The organism is Streptomyces sp. NPDC014991 (assembly GCF_043080665.1).
Lineage (GTDB): Bacteria > Actinomycetota > Actinomycetes > Streptomycetales > Streptomycetaceae > Streptomyces.
Genome location: NZ_JBIBVY010000001.1, coordinates 533,810 through 552,812, shown reverse-complemented (window position 1 = coordinate 552,812; position 19,003 = coordinate 533,810). Strand labels below are relative to the sequence as shown.

General features: G+C 73.1%; 13 protein-coding genes and 1 pseudogene. 6 read left to right on the top strand and 8 right to left on the bottom strand.

The genetic code is table 11. The features are described 5' to 3' along the window. Window positions 1-86: 86 nt before the first annotated feature. The 3 genes from ACF1BE_RS02485 to ACF1BE_RS02475 form a co-directional block, all read right to left on the bottom strand. A complete protein-coding gene (locus ACF1BE_RS02485) occupies window positions 87-746 on the bottom strand; it encodes a class F sortase (protein WP_392197118.1) in 660 nt (219 codons plus the stop codon). A gap of 154 nt (window positions 747-900) precedes the next feature. Beyond that, entirely contained in the window at window positions 901-1,416 is a 516-nt protein-coding gene (locus tag ACF1BE_RS02480; protein ID WP_392197117.1) for a hypothetical protein, read from the bottom strand. Between the two features lie 265 nt (window positions 1,417-1,681). Further along, complete coding sequence (locus ACF1BE_RS02475; RefSeq protein ID WP_392197116.1) at window positions 1,682-3,331, bottom strand: M4 family metallopeptidase; 1,650 nt, start codon at window positions 3,329-3,331, stop codon at window positions 1,682-1,684. Window positions 3,332-3,468: 137 nt separating this feature from the next. Here ACF1BE_RS02475 and ACF1BE_RS02470 point away from each other — a divergent pair, with 137 nt between their 5' ends. Continuing rightward, complete coding sequence (locus ACF1BE_RS02470; RefSeq protein ID WP_392197115.1) at window positions 3,469-3,930, top strand: gamma-glutamylcyclotransferase family protein; 462 nt, start codon at window positions 3,469-3,471, stop codon at window positions 3,928-3,930. A gap of 1 nt (window position 3,931) precedes the next feature. Here ACF1BE_RS02470 and ACF1BE_RS02465 read toward each other — a convergent pair whose 3' ends face one another. The 3 genes from ACF1BE_RS02465 to ACF1BE_RS02455 form a co-directional block, all read right to left on the bottom strand. Further along, the gene (locus tag ACF1BE_RS02465) at window positions 3,932-4,762 is read right to left on the bottom strand and encodes an arylamine N-acetyltransferase (RefSeq protein ID WP_392197114.1); all 831 of its coding nucleotides are present in this window, start codon (window positions 4,760-4,762) and stop codon (window positions 3,932-3,934) included. 9 nt (window positions 4,763-4,771) lie between these two features. Continuing rightward, entirely contained in the window at window positions 4,772-7,279 is a 2,508-nt protein-coding gene (locus ACF1BE_RS02460; RefSeq protein ID WP_392197113.1) for a molybdopterin oxidoreductase family protein, read from the bottom strand. A gap of 103 nt (window positions 7,280-7,382) precedes the next feature. Beyond that, window positions 7,383-8,063 (bottom strand): vancomycin high temperature exclusion protein, encoded by a 681-nt coding sequence (locus ACF1BE_RS02455; RefSeq protein ID WP_392197112.1) that lies wholly within the window; start codon window positions 8,061-8,063, stop codon window positions 7,383-7,385. Between the two features lie 152 nt (window positions 8,064-8,215). Here ACF1BE_RS02455 and ACF1BE_RS02450 point away from each other — a divergent pair, with 152 nt between their 5' ends. The 5 genes and pseudogenes from ACF1BE_RS02450 to ACF1BE_RS02430 all read left to right on the top strand — a co-directional run bounded on the left by ACF1BE_RS02450 (window position 8,216) and on the right by ACF1BE_RS02430 (window position 15,200). Continuing rightward, window positions 8,216-9,076, top strand: a complete 861-nt coding sequence (locus ACF1BE_RS02450; RefSeq protein WP_392197111.1) for a sirohydrochlorin chelatase — start codon at window positions 8,216-8,218, stop codon at window positions 9,074-9,076. A 55-nt stretch (window positions 9,077-9,131) separates the two neighbouring features. Continuing rightward, window positions 9,132-10,457, top strand: a complete 1,326-nt coding sequence (locus tag ACF1BE_RS02445) for a deoxyguanosinetriphosphate triphosphohydrolase (protein WP_392197110.1) — start codon at window positions 9,132-9,134, stop codon at window positions 10,455-10,457. A 104-nt stretch (window positions 10,458-10,561) separates the two neighbouring features. After that, window positions 10,562-11,827: an NAD(P)/FAD-dependent oxidoreductase gene (locus tag ACF1BE_RS02440; RefSeq protein WP_392197109.1), complete on the top strand. Its 1,266-nt coding sequence runs from the start codon at window positions 10,562-10,564 to the stop codon at window positions 11,825-11,827. 47 nt (window positions 11,828-11,874) lie between these two features. Beyond that, window positions 11,875-13,782, top strand: a complete 1,908-nt coding sequence (gene dnaG, locus ACF1BE_RS02435; protein ID WP_392197108.1) for a DNA primase — start codon at window positions 11,875-11,877, stop codon at window positions 13,780-13,782. Between the two features lie 146 nt (window positions 13,783-13,928). Continuing rightward, window positions 13,929-15,200 (top strand): annotated as a pseudogene (locus tag ACF1BE_RS02430) (RNA polymerase sigma factor). A gap of 41 nt (window positions 15,201-15,241) precedes the next feature. On the opposite strand, the gene ACF1BE_RS02425 reads toward ACF1BE_RS02430, so the two are convergent. Then, on the bottom strand, window positions 15,242-17,170 hold the full coding sequence (locus tag ACF1BE_RS02425) for an ABC transporter ATP-binding protein (RefSeq protein WP_392197107.1): 1,929 nt from the start codon (window positions 17,168-17,170) through the stop codon (window positions 15,242-15,244). Beyond that, on the bottom strand, window positions 17,170-18,903 hold the full coding sequence (locus ACF1BE_RS02420; RefSeq protein WP_392197106.1) for an ABC transporter ATP-binding protein: 1,734 nt from the start codon (window positions 18,901-18,903) through the stop codon (window positions 17,170-17,172). The genes ACF1BE_RS02425 and ACF1BE_RS02420 overlap by 1 nt, the downstream gene beginning before the upstream one ends. Window positions 18,904-19,003 lie beyond the last annotated feature (100 nt).

Genomic DNA, 19,003 nt, shown 5'->3' with positions numbered 1-19,003 from the left:
ATCACTGCTGTTTCCCACGGGGAACGCTGCCCTCAGTGGCGGCATGACACGGGTGTGAGGCCGGGTGTGCCGGGTCGCCCGGCCGGTCAACGGCCCGGCGCCGCCTGCCCGCTGCCGTGGCGGCTGCCCGTCAGGTGCGCGAACACCACCACGTTGCCCTGGTAACCGGTCGTCCGGGAGTAGCCGCCCCCGCAGGTGATGACGCGCAGTTCGGGGCGGGGCGCGGCGCCGTACACCTTGTCGTCGGGGAAGCCCCGGGCCGGGTACACCTCCACCGCGTCCACGGTGAAGACGGCCACGCTGCCGTCCCGGCGGTCCACCTCGACGGCGGCGCCCCGCTTCAGCGCGCCCAGGTCGTAGAAGACGGCGGGGCCGTCGGCGTTGTCGACGTGGCCGGCTACGACCGCGGTGCCCGTCTCGCCGGGCACGGTGCCGGCCTCGTACCAGCCGGCCAGGTTCTTCCGTCCGGCGGGCGGCGCCTCCAGGCTGCCGGAACGGGTGAGGGCCAGGCCGGTCAGCGGGGCGTCCACGCGGATCGCGGGGATGCGGATGCGGACCGGCGGTGACGGCGCGAGGGCGGACGCCCCGAGCCGCTCACCGCGCGGGTCCGGGCGGCCCTCGGCGGCCGTCGGCTGCGGGGGCGTGTGGCTGCCGGTGCCGCCGTCCAGCAGCCACACGCCCGAGCCGAGGGCGACGACGGTGACGGCGGCTATGGCGGTGTCGCCGAGCCTGGCTCTCCTGCGCATGCGAACCCCTCTCCCGGGGGCGCGCCCCCGAACGGGACCCTGAGAAGGGGACCGGCCTCGGGGCCGGTCCCCTCCCCCTCCGGGCCGCGAGGGGCGTCGGACCCGGAGGGGGCGGGACGTGCGGTACCGACGGACGGACAGCGGAGGGTGTCCGTCAGATCCCGTCGCCTCTCGCCCGGCGATGCAGGAGCCAGGTACCGCCCGCGGCGGCGACGGCCAGCGCCGCCACACCCGCCGCGGTCTGCACGGGGTCGGGACCGAGTCCGCCGCCGACCCCCGTCTTCACACTTCCCCGCGGCTGCACCTGTTCGTGCGCCGCTCCCAACGCCACCACCAGGTCACCCGCCACCTGCCGGCTGCCCTCGGCGCACCTGGCGACGATCTCGTACGTCCCGGGCTGGGCGCTCGGCGGCACCCGGAACTCGCCGATCGCCTCGCCGTCGTGCGCGGTGGGCGCCAGCGTGAAGACGCCCGCGCCGACCGCGCCCGCGTCCCCCGTCGCCGAACCCCGGTCCCCGCACGCGGCGGTGTTCACCGTGACCTGACCGCCGGGCACCACGGTGGACGGGTACACGTCCAGTCGGCCGGTGCCCCCGGCCAGGCCGTGGGCGGGCGCCGCGGCGGTCACGGCGAGCGCCGTACCGGCCAGCAGACGGGCAGTGCGTCGCATGGTGCTCCCCAGAGCTTGTCCGACTCGTCCAGGGGTGCGCCCCTGCCCTACCGAGATAAGTCGCACTCACGGGGATCCGCTTCCCGGGGCACCGCCGCGAATGCGGTGAACGGGTGGCGCGGACGGCCCCCCACACGGCCCAGCCGGGGAGTGTTCCGGCAGGTCACGACCGTGTGAGGGGTTAAGTATGAAAAACACACGATTGGCCTCCACCCGCCGGCCCGTCCCGTCGACGGGACGGGCCGGCGGGAGACGCCGCTCCGGCTCAGTTCACGTTGACCGCGCTCCAGGCGGCGGCGACCGCGTTGTACTCGGCGCTGCCGGCGCCGTACAGGTCCCGGGCCGCGTTCAGGGTGGCGGTGCGTGCGCCCGCGTAGTTCGTCGAGGACGTCATGTAGACCGTCAGCGCCCGGTACCAGATCCTGCCGACCTTGTCGCGGCCGATGCCGGTGAGCGTGGCGCCGTTGGCGGTCGGCGAGTCGTAGCTGACGCCGTTGACGGTCTTCGCGCCGCTGCCCTCGGCGAGGAGGTAGGCGAAGTGGTTGGCGACGCCGGAGGAGTAGTGGACGTCCAGGTTGCCGACCGACGAACTCCAGTAGTCGGCCGAACTGCCGTCCCTGGAGGGCCGGTCCATGAACCGGAGGGCGGCCTTGCCGAAGCCGGGGCGGACGATCTTCTCGCCGATCAGGTAGTCACCCGGGTCGGAGGAGTTGCCCGCGTACCACTCGACCATGGTGCCGAGGATGTCGGAGGTCGCCTCGTTCAGCCCGCCGGATTCCCCGGAGTAGGCCAGCGCGGCCGACTTGGACGTCACGCCGTGCGTCATCTCGTGTCCGGCGACGTCGAGCGCCACCAGCGGGCCGAAGGTGGTGCCGTCACCGTCGCCGTACGTCATGCAGAAGCAACTGTCGTCCCAGAAGGCGTTGTTGTAGTTGCTGCCGTAGTGGACGCGGTTGTACGAGCCCTTGCCGTCGTTCGCGATGCCGTTGCGGCCGTGGACGTTCTTGTAGTAGTCCCAGGTCGCGTCGATGCCGTACTGGGCGTCGACCGCGGCCGAGGAGCGGTCCGCGGTGGCACCGGTGCCCCAGTGGTTGTCGGCGTCCGTGAACAGGGTCGCGGGGGCCCGGCTGATGCAGATGCCGAAGATGCACAGGTCGGTCTTGTTGGCGGCGTCGCCGGTGTAGGTGTTCCCGCGCGTCGGGTCCTTCAGCTGGTACGACGACCCGGACGGGGTGGTCTCCAGCGGCACCGTCCCGCTGTACAGGGACGCGCCGTCACCGGTGGCCGTCTCGATGCTGTCCCAGGCGTCGATCCGGGTGCCGGTGCGGGCGTCGGTCAGCACGGTGCGGGCGACGGGGTTGCCGAGCGTGTCGAGGCCGACGGCGTCGGTCCGCCAGGCCAGCCGGGGCCTGCCGTGCAGGGCGTCGACCACCAGCCGCGGCCTGGCCTTGACCTGCTTGAGCCGGTCGCCGGGGTGGGCCGCGCGCAGGGCGCTCACCGCGAGGCCGGCGGCCTTCGGGCCGGAGACCTCCGGGGTGACGGAGGGCAGCGAGACGGACTGCCGGGTGGCCCGGTCGGCGCCGCGGTAGCGGCCGTCCCCGGCCAGGTGGACGACGAAGTCGCCGCCGAGGACGGGGAGCCGGTGGTAGGTGCGGTCGTAGCGGACGTGCTGGGTGCCGTCCTTGTCCACGATGACGTCCCGGACGCTGGTGTCCTGGTCGGCGGTGAGGCCCAGGGTGGCCGCGTGGGCCAGGAGTGCCGAGGCCGCGTCGGCGACCGCGGTGGCGCGGGTGGGTCTGCCGTCGGCGTGGGCGGCGGGGGAGAGGGTGACGGTCAGCAGGGCCGCGCTGGTGACGGCGGCGCCGGCGGTGGCGATGCGACGGGTTCCTCGGACGTGCTGCCGTATCCGGCTCATCTGTCTCCTCGGGAAGGCGCCCGGCAGGCGTGGGGGTGGCGCTGATGTCACTGAGATTTAAGGGGGCATGACATGTCATGTCCATAGCGTCTTCATGGAGATGTGTGAGGAGCCGGCGCGGGTACAGAATCGTTTCCGTGATCGCCGAGGACCCCCCGCCCCGCAGCACTGGCCCCGGTGGACCCAGCGGTCCCCGCCCGTTCTTCGTCTACGGCACCCTGCGCGCCGGCGGGGCGAACCACGACCGGTTCCTGCGCGGACGCATCCTCGCCCGGGAACCTGCCCGGCTGACCGGCGCCGTGCTGTACGACGGCCCCGGCTACCCCTACGCCGTCGAGGAGTCCGGCGGACGGGTGCGCGGGGAACTGGTGACCGCGCTCCCGGAGGCGTACGAGAGCCTGCTCACCGACCTCGACCGGCTGGAGGGGTACGTGCCGGGCGACCCCCGCAACCTCTACGAGCGCGTCACCCGGGACGTCGAACGCGCCGACGGCGCCACCGTCCGCGCCTGGGTGTACCTGGCCGCCCCGCGCGTCGCGGACCGGCTGCGGGCCCAGGGCCGGCCGATCCCGGGCGGCGAGTGGCCGGACCGCCGCTGACTCAGCCCAGCAGGGCGAGCCCCTCGGGCACCTCGATGCCGAACTCCTCCGCCACCACGCGCCGCGCCTCCGCCTCCCCCGTCAGCGTGCGCCCGGTCACCGTGCCGTCGGCGAGGGTCTGCGTGAACCGGGCACCGTCCAGGGCGAGATGACGCTCGGCGGTGGTCCGCTGCAGATAGGGGCGGCGGGTGAACGGGGAACGCGGGTGCGTGGCGACATACCAGTTGAAGACGTCCAGGTCGATGGCCGTGAACGGCTCCCGCGTGAACGCGTACTGCCCGGCCCACACCCCGTCCCGGCGGTCGTACGTCTGCAGCTCCCACAGCTCCAGCGGCCCGTCGTGCGGCAGCCGCGCCAGCCGGTGCCGGCGTCCGGCGCCCTCGGACTCGGTGCCGGTGACCAGCGGCACCGGCAGCAGCAGCGCCCCCGGGGCGCCGAAGCCGACGTCCGCCAGATACGGCCCGCCCTCGCCCGCCACCTCCACCTGGAGCATCGTGTGCGTCCGCGGCCGGCTGTCCGGGCGCTCCGCGCCCAGCACCACCCGGCCGGCCAGCGGGGTCACCCGGAAGCCGAGCGCCTCCAGCGCCAGCCGGAGCAGGGTGTTGTGCTCGTAGCAGTAGCCGCCGCGCCGGCCGTGCACCATCTTCGCCATCAGGTCCCCGGGCGCGAGCGAGGGAACCGATCCGCGCAGCGGGTCCAGGTTCTCGAACGGCAGGGACAGGGCGTGCGCCAGGTGCACGCCGCGCAGGGTGTCCAGGCAGGCCCGCCGCTCGCCCGTCCAGCCGATGCGGTCGAGATAGGCGTCGAGGTCGTACTGCTCGGTGTCGGCCATACCCCGAACCTACGCGAGACCGTCCCTGGGCCGCGGCCCCGGGATCTCCAGCCGCACCGCGCACGACTTGAACTCCGGCATCCCCGACGTGGGGTCCAGGGCCGGGTTGGTGAGGGTGTTGGCGCGGCCCTCGCCCGGCCAGTGGAAGGGCATGAAGACGGTGTCCGGGCGGATGGTGGCGGTGACCCGCGCCGGCGCCACGGCCCGGCCCCGCCGGGAGACCACCGCGACCGGGTCGCCGTCGGACGCCCCCAGCCGGGCCGCGAGCCGCGGATGCAGCTCCACGAACGGTCCCGGCGCCGCCGCGTTCAGCTCCGCCACCCGCCGGGTCTGCGCCCCCGACTGGTACTGCGACACCACCCGGCCGGTGGTCAGCAGCAGCGGATACTCGTCGTCCGGCTCCTCGGCGGTCGCCCGGTGCACGACGGGGACGAACCGGGCGCGACCGTCGACGGTGGCGAACCGCTCGAGGAACAGCCGCGGCGACCCGGGATGCACCCCGGGCACGGGAACGGGGGCCGGGCCGGCAGCGCTGCCGGGGACACGGCCGGAGGCCACCTGGCTGCCGTCCGCCCGCGCCACGGCGAGATCCTCCCGCCGTGCCGCCGCGCCGCTGTCCGCGCCCGGCGCCGTGCCGTGACCGGCGCCGTCTGTCCCCCCGGCATCCGCACGCGGTGCCACGCCCGCGTCAGCGCCCCCGCCGGCGTCCGCGCCCCCGGCGGCGCCGGTGACCCCCTCAGCCCCTGCCACCCTGCTCGCGTCTTTGGCCGGGGCCCTACGCGTGGCCCCGTGGGCGTCTGCGTTCCCGGCGGCGCCGGTGGACCCGTCGGCGTCCGCGCCCCCGGCGGCGTCGGTGACCCCGCCTGCGGCCGTCCCGCCCGCGGTGGCGCTCCCGGTCTCCGGGGTGGGTGGTTCGGCCGGGCAGGGCCAGAAGACGCCGTTCTCCTCGGCGAGGCGGCGGTAGGTGATGCCCGAGTAGTCCGCGGGGCCGCCCGCGCTGGCTCGGCGGAGTTCCTCGAAGACCTCCTCGGGGTCGGTCGGGAAGCCCTTCTCCACCCCGAGCCGGGCGGCCAGCTCGTGCAGGACGTACAGGTCGGTGCGGACGCCGGGCGGGGGAGCGACGGCCTGGCGGCGCAGCAGGACCCTGCCCTCCAGGCTGGTCGTCGTGCCGGTCTCCTCCGCCCACTGGGCGACCGGCAGCACGACGTCCGCCAGCTCCGCCGTCTCCGACAGGACGACGTCGGCCACGGCCAGGAAGTCCAGCGAGCGCAACCGCTCCTCGACGTGGGCCGCGCGGGGGGCGGACACCACCGGGTTGGAGCCCATCAGCAGCAACGTCCGCACGTCCGTGCCGAGGGCGTCGAGGAGTTCGTACGCGCTGCGCCCCGGGCCGGGAAGCGCGTCCGGGTCCACGCCCCACACCCCGGCCACGTGCCGCCGGGCCTCCGGATCGTCGAGCTTGCGGTAGCCGGGCAACTGGTCGGCTTTCTGGCCGTGTTCGCGTCCGCCCTGCCCGTTGCCCTGCCCGGTCAGACACCCGTACCCGGACAGCGGGCGCCCCGCCCGCCCGGTGGCCAGGCACAGGTTGATCCACGCACCCACCGTGTCCGTGCCCTTGGACTGCTGTTCCGGCCCGCGCGCGGTGAGCACCATCGCCGCCTCCGGTGCGCAGAACATCCGTACCGCCTCACGGAGCCGCGGCACGGGCACGCCGGTGATCCGCTCCACGTACTCCGGCCAGTGCGCCATCGCCGCGGCCCGGGCCTCCGCCCAGCCGGTGGTCCGCTCCCGGATGTACTCCTCGTCCGTCCGCCCCTCCGCGACCACCAGGTGCAGCAGGCCGAGCGCGAGGGCGAGATCGGTGCCTGGGCGCGGCGCGAGGTGCAGGTCGGCCTGTTCGGCGGTCTTCGTCCGGCGCGGGTCCACGACGATCAGCGTGCCGCCGTTCTCCCGGAGTTCCGTGAAGAAGCGCAGCGCCGGCGGCATGGTCTCGGCGAGATTGGAGCCGACGAGGATCACACAGCCGGTCCGCGGGATGTCCTCCAGCGGGAACGGCAGCCCCCGGTCGAGTCCGAACGCCTTCGTGCCCGCCGCGGCGGCCGACGACATGCAGAAGCGGCCGTTGTAGTCGATCTGCGAGGTGCCCAGCACCACCCGCGCGAACTTGCCGAGGGCGTACGCCTTCTCGTTGGTCAGCCCGCCCCCGCCGAACACCCCGAGCGCGTCCGCGCCGTACCGCTCCCGGGCCGCCCCGAGCCGCTCGGCGATCCGGTCCAGCGCCTGGGGCCAGTCGGCCTCCACCAGCCGGCCGCCCTCCCGGACCAGCGGTACGGTCAGCCGTGCCGCCGGCGACAGCACCTGCGCCGCCGTGCGGCCCTTGCCGCACAGCGCGCCCCGGTTGACGGGGAAGTCCGGGCGCTCGGTGACCTCGACGCCCCCCTGGGACAGGGGCGTGAGCGTCATCCCGCACTGAAGGGCGCAGTACGGGCAGTGGGTGGGCGCCGAGGTGTTCTCCATGCCGCCCAGCGTGCGTCCGGCGTGTTACGCCCCCTGGCCGGATCCCGTTACACGCCCGGCACGGCGACCTCCCCGCGCCGGTCCGGGGACCGTGAGGACGCGGTCACCGACCGGCGGCCAGCGCCCGCGCCACCCCCGGTTCCCTGGGTCCCAGGAACCGCGGGTCCGGCCGGAACACCGCGTCCAGCGCAGCCTTGCCCGCCGCGAACACCTCACGTGTGCCGCCGTAGTACCAGGTCGCGTCGTGCTTCGCGTCGACCCCGACGCCGTACGACGCCACGCCCGCGGCCTCGCACAGCGCGACCGCCCGCCGGATGTGGAAGCCCTGGCTGATCAGCACCGCCCGGTCCACTCCGAAGATCTTCCTGGCCCGGACGCAGGAGTCCCAGGTGTCGAAGCCGGCGTAGTCGCTGACGATGCGCGAGTCCGGCACGCCGTGCCGGGTCAGATAGGTGCGCATGGCGTCCGGCTCGTCGTAGTCCTTCCGGCTGTTGTCCCCGGTGACGAGGACGACCTCGATCCGCCCCGCGTGGTACAGCCGGGCCGCCGCGTCCAGCCGGTGCGCGAGGTACGGCGACGGTTCCCCCTGCTTCCACAGCCCCGCCCCGAACACCATCGCCACCTCGGTGTGCGGCACGTCGGCCGTGGTGCGCAGCCGGTCGGCCGTGGACACGTACAGCCAGGTCACCGGCAGCAGTGCCAGCACGCACCCGGCCATCAGGGCCTGCACCAGCCGCCGCTGGCCGGCACGGCTGCGCGGCAGCCGCGGTCGACGGATCCTCATACGCCCCCCAGAGATCGCTTCCGATCCGGAGGACGCGACCGGCGCCTGTCCGGTTTCGCCTCACACCCCGCGTCCGTCCACGGTGAAACGGCGGAAAACACCCGTGACGGGCCGGCAACGGCGACGCAACCTCCGACCGACAGGATCGTTCCATGACGGCGTCGAACCCACGCAGCGACGAGCCCCGCGCCCCCCTCGGCCACACGGCGCACCCGAGGACCGGCAGCGCCGGCCGCCCCACCGGCCGGCTCCGGCTCGTCCCCCCGCTCCGGCCCCGCCACCCGGCCCCGCCCGCCCTCGTCCTGGTCGCCCACGGCAGCCGCGACCCCCGGGCGCTCACCACCGTACGGGCCCTGGCCGAACAGGTCCGCGCGCTGCGCCCCGGCCTGCCGGTCCACCTGGGCCACGTCGAACTGAACGCGCCCCTGCTGCCCGACACCCTCGCCGCCCTCGGCGACACCCCCGCCGTCCTGGTCCCGCTGCTCCTCGGCCGCGGCTACCACGTCCGGCAGGACATCCCCGCGATGGCCGCCGCCGCACCGGCACGCGCACGCGTGGCCGCCCCGCTCGGCCCGCACCCGCTCCTCGCCCGCACCCTGCACGACCGCCTCCTGGAGGCCGGCTGGCCCACTGCCATGGACGCCGCCACACGGCGCACCAGCGCGGTGATCCTCGCCGCGGCCGGTTCCCGCGACCCCGACTCGGCCGCCGACACCCGCCGCACCGCCCGCCTGCTCTCCGCCCGCCTCGGCGTCCCCGTCGTCCCCGCGTACGCCTCCGCGGCGGCACCGGCGGTCCCGGCCGCGCTGCGGGCCCTGGCGGCACGCGGCCGGCACCGGGTGGCGGTCGCGTCGTACTTCACGGCCCCGGGCCGCTTCGCCACCCAGTGCGCGGCCCAGGCCCCGTGGCTCGCCTCGGCCCCCCTGGGCGCGCACGAGGCGATGGCCCGCCTGGTGATGCACCGGTACGACCAGGCACACGTGAGCCGGGAGCCGGAACTGGCCTCCGCCTGAGGGCACGGCAGGGGGCAGCCCGCTTTTTGTCGGTGCCGCCCCGTACTGTCGAACCATGGAAGGCACCGCAGGCACCGCAGGCACCGCAGACACCACAAGCACCGCAGGGACCGGCACCGCACTCACGTCGGCATACGACCCGGCGTCGGCCGACCGCTGGGCCCCCGAGCCGGACAAACGCCCCGGCCGCACCGCCTTCCAGCGCGACCGCGCCCGCGTCCTGCACTCCGCCGCCCTGCGCCGCCTGGCGGGCAAGACCCAGGTGGTCACCCCCGGGACGCGCAGCCTGGTGTGGGACGCCAGCCCCCGCACCCGCCTCACCCACTCCCTGGAGTGCGCACAGGTCGGCCGGGAGCTGGGCGCGGCCCTCGGCTGCGACCCCGACCTGGTCGAGGCGGCCTGCCTCTCCCACGACCTCGGCCACCCGCCCTTCGGCCACAACGGCGAGCACGCGCTGAACGAGTTCGCCGACGACTGCGGCGGTTTCGAGGGCAACGCCCAGTCCCTGCGGCTGCTCACCCGCATCGAACCCAAGCGCTTCACCCCGCGGGGCTCCGTCGGTCTCAACCTCACCCGCGCCACCCTCGACGCCGCCACCAAGTACCCCTGGCCGCGCGGCGCGCACCCCACCGACCCCGGGTCGGGGAAGTTCGGCGTGTACGAGGACGACCGCCCGGTGTTCGACTGGGTCAGGCAGCACGCCCCCGGCAGCCGCACCTGCTTCGAGGCGCAGGTGATGGACTGGTCGGACGACGTGGCCTACTCGGTGCACGACGTGGAGGACGGTCTGCACGCGGGCCACATCGACCCCGGCTGCCTGCGCGCCGAACCGGAACGGCAGGCGGTGTTCGAGGCCGCCGTCGGCCGGTACGTCCCCGCGGACACCGACCCGGCGGAACTCGCCGCCGCCCTGGACCGCCTCCTGGACCAGGAGTGGTGGCCGCACGGCTACGACGGCACGGCGGTGGCACAGGCCCGCCTGAAGGACGCCACCAGCCAGCTCATCGGCCGGTTCTGCCTGGCCGCGGAGGGCGCCACCCGGGCCGCGTACGGCACCGGCCGGCTCACCCGCTACGGCGCCGAACTCGTCGTACCCCGCGCCGCCCGCATGGAGTGCGCGGTGCTCAAGGCGGTCGCCGACCGGTTCGTCATACAGCGCGCCGAGCAGGAGCGGCTGCGTGCCGACCAGCGGGTGATCGTCGCGGAGCTGGCCGAGGCGCTCACCGCCCGCGCCCCGGACGGCCTGGACCCGCAGTTCCGGGCGCTGTTCGGTGCGGCGGCCGACGACCACGCGCGCAAGCGGGTGATCGTCGACCAGATCGCCTCCCTCACCGACGCCTCCGCCCTCTCGCTGCACGCGAGACTGACGGGACGACTGTGAAGCGGATGTGACCGTCCGTGGCCTGAACGGGTCACACCCTCTTCCCGCATCACGCTGCGTGCGGGAGGCTCGCAGGTGGCGGCACCCTTATGAGGAGGCATCACGTGGTCGACGCGGATCAGACATTCGTCATCGTCGGAGGCGGTCTCGCCGGCGCGAAGGCGGCGGAGACGCTCCGGGCGGAGGGCTTCACCGGCCGGGTGATACTGATCTGCGACGAACGCGACCACCCCTACGAGCGCCCGCCGCTGTCCAAGGGCTACCTGCTCGGCAAGGAGGAACGCGACAGCGTCTTCGTGCACGAGCCCGCCTGGTACGCGCGCAACGACATCGAGCTGCACCTCGGGCAGACCGTCGACCGCATCGACCGCGCGGCGAAGACGGTCCGCTTCGGCGACGACGGCACGCTCGTCCGCTACGACAAGCTGCTCCTGGTCACCGGCGCCGAACCCCGCCGCCTCGACATCCCGGGCACCGATCTCACGGGCGTCCACCATCTGCGCCGGCTGTCCCACGCCGAACGGCTGAGGCGCGTACTGGCCGCGCTCGGCCGGGACAACGGGCACCTCGTGATCGCCGGCGCCGGCTGGATCGGCCTGGAGGTCGCGGCGGCGGCCCGCGAGTACGGCGCGGAGGTCACGGTGATCGAACCGGCCCCGACCCCGCTGCACGGCGTCCTCGGCCCCGAGCTGGGCAACGTCTTCGCGGAGCTGCACCGCGAGCACGGCGTCCGCTTCCGCTTCGGCGTCCGGCTCACGGAGATCGTCGGACAGGACGGCATGGTCCTCGCCGCCCGCACGGACGACGGCGAGGAACACCCCGCGCACGACGTCCTCGCCGCGATCGGCGCCGCTCCCCGCACCGGCCTCGCGGAGGCCGCGGGGCTGGAGACCGCCGACCCGGCGCTCGGCGGCGGCATCGTCGTCGACGAGCGGCTGCGCACCGGTGACCCCGACATCTACGCGGCCGGCGACGTGGCGTCCTTCCCGCTCGCCCTGATCGGCACCCGGCTGCGCGTCGAGCACTGGGCCAACGCCCTGAACGGCGGACCGGCCGCCGCCCGCTCCATGCTCGGCAGGGACGTCGTCCACGACCGTGTGCCGTACTTCTTCAGCGACCAGTACGACATGGGCATGGAGTACAGCGGATGGGCACCGCCGGGCTCGTACGACGAGGTGGTGATCCGCGGCGACGCCGGGAAACGGGAGTTCATCGCGTTCTGGGTCCAGCAGGGCCGCGTACTGGCCGGGATGAACGTGAACGTGTGGGATGTCACAGAACAGATCCAGCGGCTCGTCCGTTCCCGGTCCCCGGTGAACATCGAGGCACTCTCGGACCCGCACGTACCCCTCGACAGCCTCACCTCCTGACCACCGCGCGCACCGGCACTGCCGCGCCACCCCCGTAGAATTCACGCGTGGCAGGACGGATCAACGACGAGGACGTGAAGGCGGTTCGGGACGCGGTCCCGATCGACGCCGTGGTCTCCGAGTACCTCCAGCTGCGCGGCGCGGGCGGCGGCAACCTCAAGGGCCTGTGCCCGTTCCACGACGAGAAGTCGCCGTCCTTCCAGGTCAGCCCCAGCAAGGGACTCTTCCACTGCTTCGGCTGCCAGGAGGGCGGCGACACCATCACCTTCGTGATGAAGGTGGACCACCTCTCGTTCTCGGAGGCGGTCGAGCGCCTCGCCGCCCAGGCCGGCATCACCCTGCGGTACGAGGAGGGCGGATACAACCCGGCCCACCAGCGCGGTGAGCGGATCCGCCTGGTCGAGGCGCACAAGATCGCCGCGCAGTGGTACGCGGAGCAGCTCGCCACCAGCCCCGAGGCCGAGACCGGCCGGGTCTTCCTCGCCGAACGCGGCTTCGACCAGGCCGCCGCCGTCCACTTCGGCGTCGGCTACAGCCCCCAGGGCTGGGACCACCTCACCCGTTACCTGCGCGGCAAGGGCTTCAGCGACAAGGAACTGCTCCTGTCCGGCCTGGCGCAGGAGGGCCGCCGGGGCCCCATCGACCGGTTCCGGGGCCGCCTGATGTGGCCGATCCGGGACATCGGCGGCGAGGTCGTCGGCTTCGGCGCCCGCAAGCTGTACGAGGCGGACAACGGCCCGAAGTACCTCAACACCCCCGACACGGCGATCTACAAGAAGAGCCAGGTCCTGTACGGCATCGACCTGGCCAAGAAGGAGATCGCGAAGGCGAGCCGAGCGGTCGTGGTCGAGGGCTACACCGACGTCATGGCCTGCCACCTCGCCGGGGTGACGACGGCCATCGCGACCTGCGGCACGGCCTTCGGCGGCGACCACATCAAGATCCTGCGCCGGCTGCTGATGGACAACGGCAGCGCCCGCGTCATCTTCACCTTCGACGGTGACGCGGCCGGCCAGAAGGCCGCCCTGCGCGCCTTCGAGGACGACCAGAAGTTCGCCGCCGAGACGTACATCGCGATCGCCCCCGACGGCATGGACCCCTGCGACCTGCGCCTCGCCAAGGGCGACGAGGCCGTCGCCGACCTGGTCCAGCCCCGCACCCCGCTCTTCGAGTTCGCGCTCCGCCAGATCCTCAGCCGCTACGACCTCGACACCCCGGCCGGCCGGGCCGCCGCCCTGGACGAGGCCGCCCCGATCGTCGCCCGGATCAAGAACAGCGGCGCCCAGCACGAGGTCGCCGTCGAACTGGCCGGCATGCTCGGCATCCTCGACACCCAGTTCGTCGTCCGCCGGGTCGGCCAGCTGGCCCGCTGGGCCCGCGACCGCGGCGGCAAGGGCGACCCGAGGCAGGGCCCGTCCCGCCCGGCCGACCCCCGGTGGGCCGAAGCACCCCGCCCCACCGGCGGCCCGGCGCTGACCCTGCGCAACCCCGTCCACGCCGCCGAACGCGAGCTGCTCAAACTCGCTCTGCAGCGGCCCGAACTGGTCTCCCCGGCGTTCGACGCCTACGGCATGGACGAGTTCACCGCCCCGCCGTACGCCGCCGTGCGCCAGGCCGTCGCGGAGGTGGGCGGCGCCGAGTACGGCGTGTCCGACCCGCAGGAGTACGTCGTGCGGGTGCGGGACGCCGCCCCCGACGACACCGTCCGCGCGATGGTCACCGAGCTGGCCGTCGAGCCGATCCTGCGCCGCACGGTGGACGAGACGTACGCCGGCACGGTCCTGGTGCAGGTCCGCCGCCGGGCCGTGGAGCGCCGTATCCGCGACATCCAGTCCCAGCTGACCCGTCTCGCCGCCGGCGGTGACCCGGCCCGGCTTGCCGCCGTCCAGAACGAGGTGTGGGTCCTCCAGCAGTACGACCAGGCCCTGCGCGAGCGCGGCGCGGAAGCGCTCTAGTCCCGGCGATTTCTGGGCTCCCGGGATCCCGCCAGGTCAGCGGCGGGGTCGGGGCCGCCGGTCCGGGTACGGTCAGCGGGCGGTCACGGACCGGATGCAAAAAGTCACCGCACGCCCCTCGTGGCGGCGTTGTCCCGTACTCCACACTGGGGGCCGGTGCCCGAGTCCTCGGAGCGCAGGCCGTCGACTCCCCGCTCCCGAAGTGCCGCTGCCGCACGCCTTCAGCAGCGATCATCCTGGAGGTCGCCCACGTGCAGACCCGGACCCTCGCCCAGACCGACACCAGCACCAGCACCACCGCGGACCAGCCGGACGCGGAGACGGACGTCCTCGGGGCCGTGCCCCCGCAGAGCCGTGCCGCCCGGCAGCCGGAGGCCCCGGCCGCCGGGGTGCTCGAGGAGGACCCCGGGGAACCGGCGGAACCGGCCGAACCGGCTCAGACCGAGGAGGCCGACGAGGCCGCCGAACCCGTCGAGGTCCCGGCCGTCGCCCGTGCCGAGTCCGGCGGGCCCTCGGCCGACCTGTTCCGCCAGTACCTGCGCGAGATCGGCCGTATCCCCCTGCTCACCGCCGCCGAGGAGGTCGAGCTGGCCCGCCGGGTCGAGGCCGGCCTGTTCGCCGAGGAGAAGCTGAGCAGCACGCCCGACCTGGACAGCCGGCTGGCGCAGGACCTGGACCGGCTCGTGGTCATGGGCCGGATGGCCAAGCGCCGGCTCATCGAGGCCAACCTGCGCCTGGTGGTGTCCGTCGCCAAGCGGTACGTGGGCCGCGGCCTGACCATGCTGGACCTCGTCCAGGAGGGCAACCTCGGGCTCATCCGGGCCGTGGAGAAGTTCGACTACGCGCGCGGTTACAAGTTCTCCACGTACGCCACCTGGTGGATCCGCCAGGCCATGTCCCGGGCCCTGGCCGACCAGGCCCGCACCATCCGCGTCCCGGTCCACGTCGTGGAGCTGATCAACCGGGTCGTCCGCGTCCAGCGGCGGATGCTCCAGGAGCGCGGCTGCGAGCCGACGGCCGACGAGGTCGCCGCCCACCTGGACCTGTCGCCCGAGCGCATCGGCGAGGTGCTGCGGCTCGCCCAGGAGCCGGTGTCGCTGCACGCCCCGGTCGGCGAGGAGGACGACGTCGCCCTCGGGGACCTCATCGAGGACGGCGACGCGGCCAGTCCCGTGGAGTCGGCGGCGTTCCTGCTGCTGCGCGAACACCTGGAGGTGGTGCTGTCCACGCTGGGGGAGCGGGAGCGGAAGGTCGTCCAGCTCCGCTACGGCCTGGCCGACGGCCGCCCCCGCACCCTGGAGGAGATCGGCCGCATCTTCGGGGTGACCCGGGAGCGGATACGGCAGATCGAGTCCAAGACCCTGAACAAACTCCGCGACCATGCCTTCGCGGACCAGCTCAGGGGCTACCTGGACTGAAGCCGGGGGCCGCCGTGCGACGGCCCCCCGAACGAAAGACCCTAGTCCACCTCGGCGACGGCCTGGGCGAACTGGGCCTGGTACAGGCGGGCGTAGGCGCCGCCGGCGGCCAGCAGTTCCGCGTGCGCGCCCTGTTCCACGATGGACCCGTTCTCCATGACGAGGATGACGTCGGCGTCCCGGATCGTCGACAGCCGGTGCGCGATCACGAACGACGTACGTCCGGCCGCCAGTTTGGCCATCGCCTTCTGGATCAGCACCTCCGTGCGCGTGTCGACGGAACTCGTCGCCTCGTCCAGCACCAGGATCACCGGGTCGGACAGGAACGCCCGCGCGATGGTGATCAGTTGCTTCTCGCCGGCGCTGACGCCCGTGCCCTCGTCGTCGATCACGGTGTCGTACCCGTCGGGGAGCGTGCGCACGAACCGGTCGGCGTGCGCCGCCCGTGCCGCCTCCTCGATCTCCCCGCGCGTGACCTCCCGCGAGGCGCCGTACGCGATGTTCTCCGCGATGGTGCCGCCGAACAGCCAGGTGTCCTGGAGCACCATGCCGATCCCGGACCGGAGTTCGTCGCGGGACATCTTCCGGATGTCGACCCCGTCGAGCGTGATCCGCCCGCCGGAGACGTCGTAGAACCGCATCAGCAGGTTGACCAGTGTGGTCTTGCCCGCACCGGTCGGGCCGACGATCGCCACCGTGTTCCCCGGCTCCACCGTGAGGGTCAGGTCCTCGATCAGCGGCTTCTCGGGGTCGTACCGGAACGACACGTGCTCCAGCCGCACCCGGCCGCGCAGCTCCTCGGGCCGCTCGCCCGGCAGCGGATCCGCCTCCTGCTCCTCCGCGTCCAGGAGTTCGAAGACCCGCTCGGCCGAGGCCACACCGGACTGCACCAGGTTCGCCATCGACGCGACCTGCGTCAGCGGCATCGAGAACTGCCGCGAGTACTGGATGAAAGCCTGCACGTCACCGATGGACAGGGCGCCGGACGCGACCCGCAGCCCGCCGACGACCGCCACCAGCACGTAGTTGAGGTTCGACACGAACATCATCAGCGGCTGCATGACACCGCTGTTGAACTGCGCCTTGAACCCGGCCTCGTACAGCGCCTCGTTCTGCTCGGCGAACTGCTGCGCCGACTCCTCCTGCCGCCCGAAGACCTTCACCAGGGCGTGCCCGGTGTACATCTCCTCGACGTGCGCGTTCAGTCTGCCGGTGGACCGCCACTGCTGCACGAAGTGCGGCTGCGACCGCTTGCCGACCCGGGTGGCGACCACGAACGACAGCGGTACGGTGACGAGCGCGACCAGCGCCAGGATCCAGGAGACCCAGAACATCATCGCGAGCACGCCGACGATGGTCAGCACCGAGTTGATCAGCTGGCCCATCGACTGCTGGAGCGTCTGCCCGATGTTGTCGATGTCGTTGGTCGCGCGGGACAGCACCTCACCGCGCTGACGCTTGTCGAAGTACGACAGCGGCAGCCGCGACAGCTTCTTCTGCACGTCCTCCCGCAGCCGGTACATGGTGCGGTTCACGGCCCGGTTCACCAGCCGGGTCGCGACCGCCATCAGCAGGCCGGCGACCAGGAACGTGCCGAGCGCGAACAGCAGGACGCGGCCGACGGCGTCGAAGTCGATGCCCTGGCCGGGCGTGAAGTCGGTGCCCTGCAGCATGTCCGCGACCTGGCCCTGGCCGTGCTCGCGCATCCTCGCCAGGACCTGCGCCTTCGTGGCGCCGTCCGGCATCTGCCGGCCGATGATGCCGGAGAACACCAGGTCGGTGGCCCGGCCGAGGATCTTCGGGCCGATCACGCTCAGGCCCACGCTCACGACCACGCAGAGCAGCAGCGTGTAGATCGTGACGCGTTCCGGTCTGAACTGGGCGACGAGCCGTTTGCCCGACCCCTTGAAGTCCATCGAGCGCTGGTCGGGGCCGCCCCCGGCCATCATGCGTCCCATGGGCCCGGCCATCAGGCGGCCTCCGCTTCCGTCAGCTGGGAGAGCACGATCTCCCGGTAGGTCTCGTTGGACGCCATGAGTTCGGCGTGCCGGCCGGAGCCGACCACGCGGCCCTCGTCGAGCACGATGATCCGGTCGGCGTCCCGGATGGTCGCCACCCGCTGGGCGACGATGACGACGGTCGCCTCGGCGGTCTCCCGGGCGAGCGCGGCACGCAGGGCCGCGTCCGTCGCGTAGTCGAGCGCGGAGAAGGAGTCGTCGAACAGGTAGATGTCGGGGCGCTGCACCAGGGTGCGGGCGATGGCCAGGCGCTGGCGCTGGCCGCCGGAGACGTTGGTGCCGCCCTGCGCGATCGGCGCGTCGAGGCCGCCCTCCAGCTTCCGCACGAAGTCCCCGGCCTGCGCCACCTCCAGCGCGTGCCACAGTTCCTCGTCGGTGGCGTCCGGGTTGCCGTAGCGCAGGTTGGTGGCGACGGTGCCCGCGAACAGGTACGGCTTCTGCGGGACGAGACTCACGGTCCTGGCGAGCAGCGGCTGATCGATGGTCCGCACGTCCACGCCGTTCACCAGCACCTCGCCCTCGGTGGCGTCGAACAGCCGGGGGACGAGTCCGAGCAGCGTCGACTTGCCGCTGCCGGTGGAGCCGATCACGGCGGTCGTCTCGCCGGGCCGGGCCACCAGGCAGACGGCCTTCAGCACCGGCTCCTCGGCGCCCGGGTAACGGAAGCCCGCGTCCCGGATCTCCAGGTGTCCGTGCCCGCGCAGCTCCCGGACCGGGGCGGCCGGCGGCACGACGCTGGACTCGGTCCCGAGGACCTCCTGGATGCGCTCGGCGCACACCTCGGCGCGCGGCACCATCATGAACATGAAGGTCGCCATCATCACCGACATGACGATCTGCATCAGATAGGCGAGGAACGCGGTCAGGTCACCGATCGCCATCTCGCCGCTGTCGATCCGGTGGGCGCCGAACCAGACCACCGCGAGGGACGACAGGTTCACCACCGTCATGACGATCGGGAACATCAGGGCGAGCATCCGGCCGGTGGCCAGCTGCATCCCGGTCAGCTCGGCGTTCGCCTCGCCGAACCGGCCCTGCTCGTACTCGTCGCGGACGAAGGCGCGGATCACCCGGTTGCCGGTGATCTGCTCGCGCAGCACCCGGTTCACCGTGTCCAGGCGGACCTGCATCGACCGGAACAGCGGGCGCAGCCGGCGCACGATGAGCGTCACGGAGACGCCGAGCACGGGTACGACCGCGGCCAGCACCCCGGACAGCGGTACGTCCAGGCCGAGCGCCAGCACGATCCCGCCCACGCACATGATGGGCGCCGACACCATCAGGGTGAACGTCATCAGGGCCAGCATCTGGACCTGCTGCACGTCGTTCGTCGTACGGGTGATGAGCGAGGGAGCCCCGAAGTGACCTACCTCACGCGCGGAGAAGGACTGGACCCGGTCGAAGACGGCACCGCGCACGTCCCGGCCGAGGGCGGAGGCGGTCCGGGCGCCGTAGTAGACGGCACCGATGTTGCACACGACCTGGGCCAGCGAGATGCCGATCATCAGGGCGCCGAAGGTCAGTATGTACCCGGTGTCACCCTTCACGACTCCGTTGTCGATGATGTCGGCGTTCAGCGTGGGCAGGTAGAGCGTGGCGCAGGTCTGGAGGAACTGGAGCAGCACCAGGAAGGCGATGGGTTTCTTGTAGGGCCTGAGATAGGTCCGCAGAAGTCGTATGAGCACGCTACGTCTCTCGGAGTCGGCGACAGGGGCTGGACGGTTGCCCCTGGCCCCTATCGTCGTGCACGCCACCCGTGTTACCCCAACCGATTAACCCGACCGG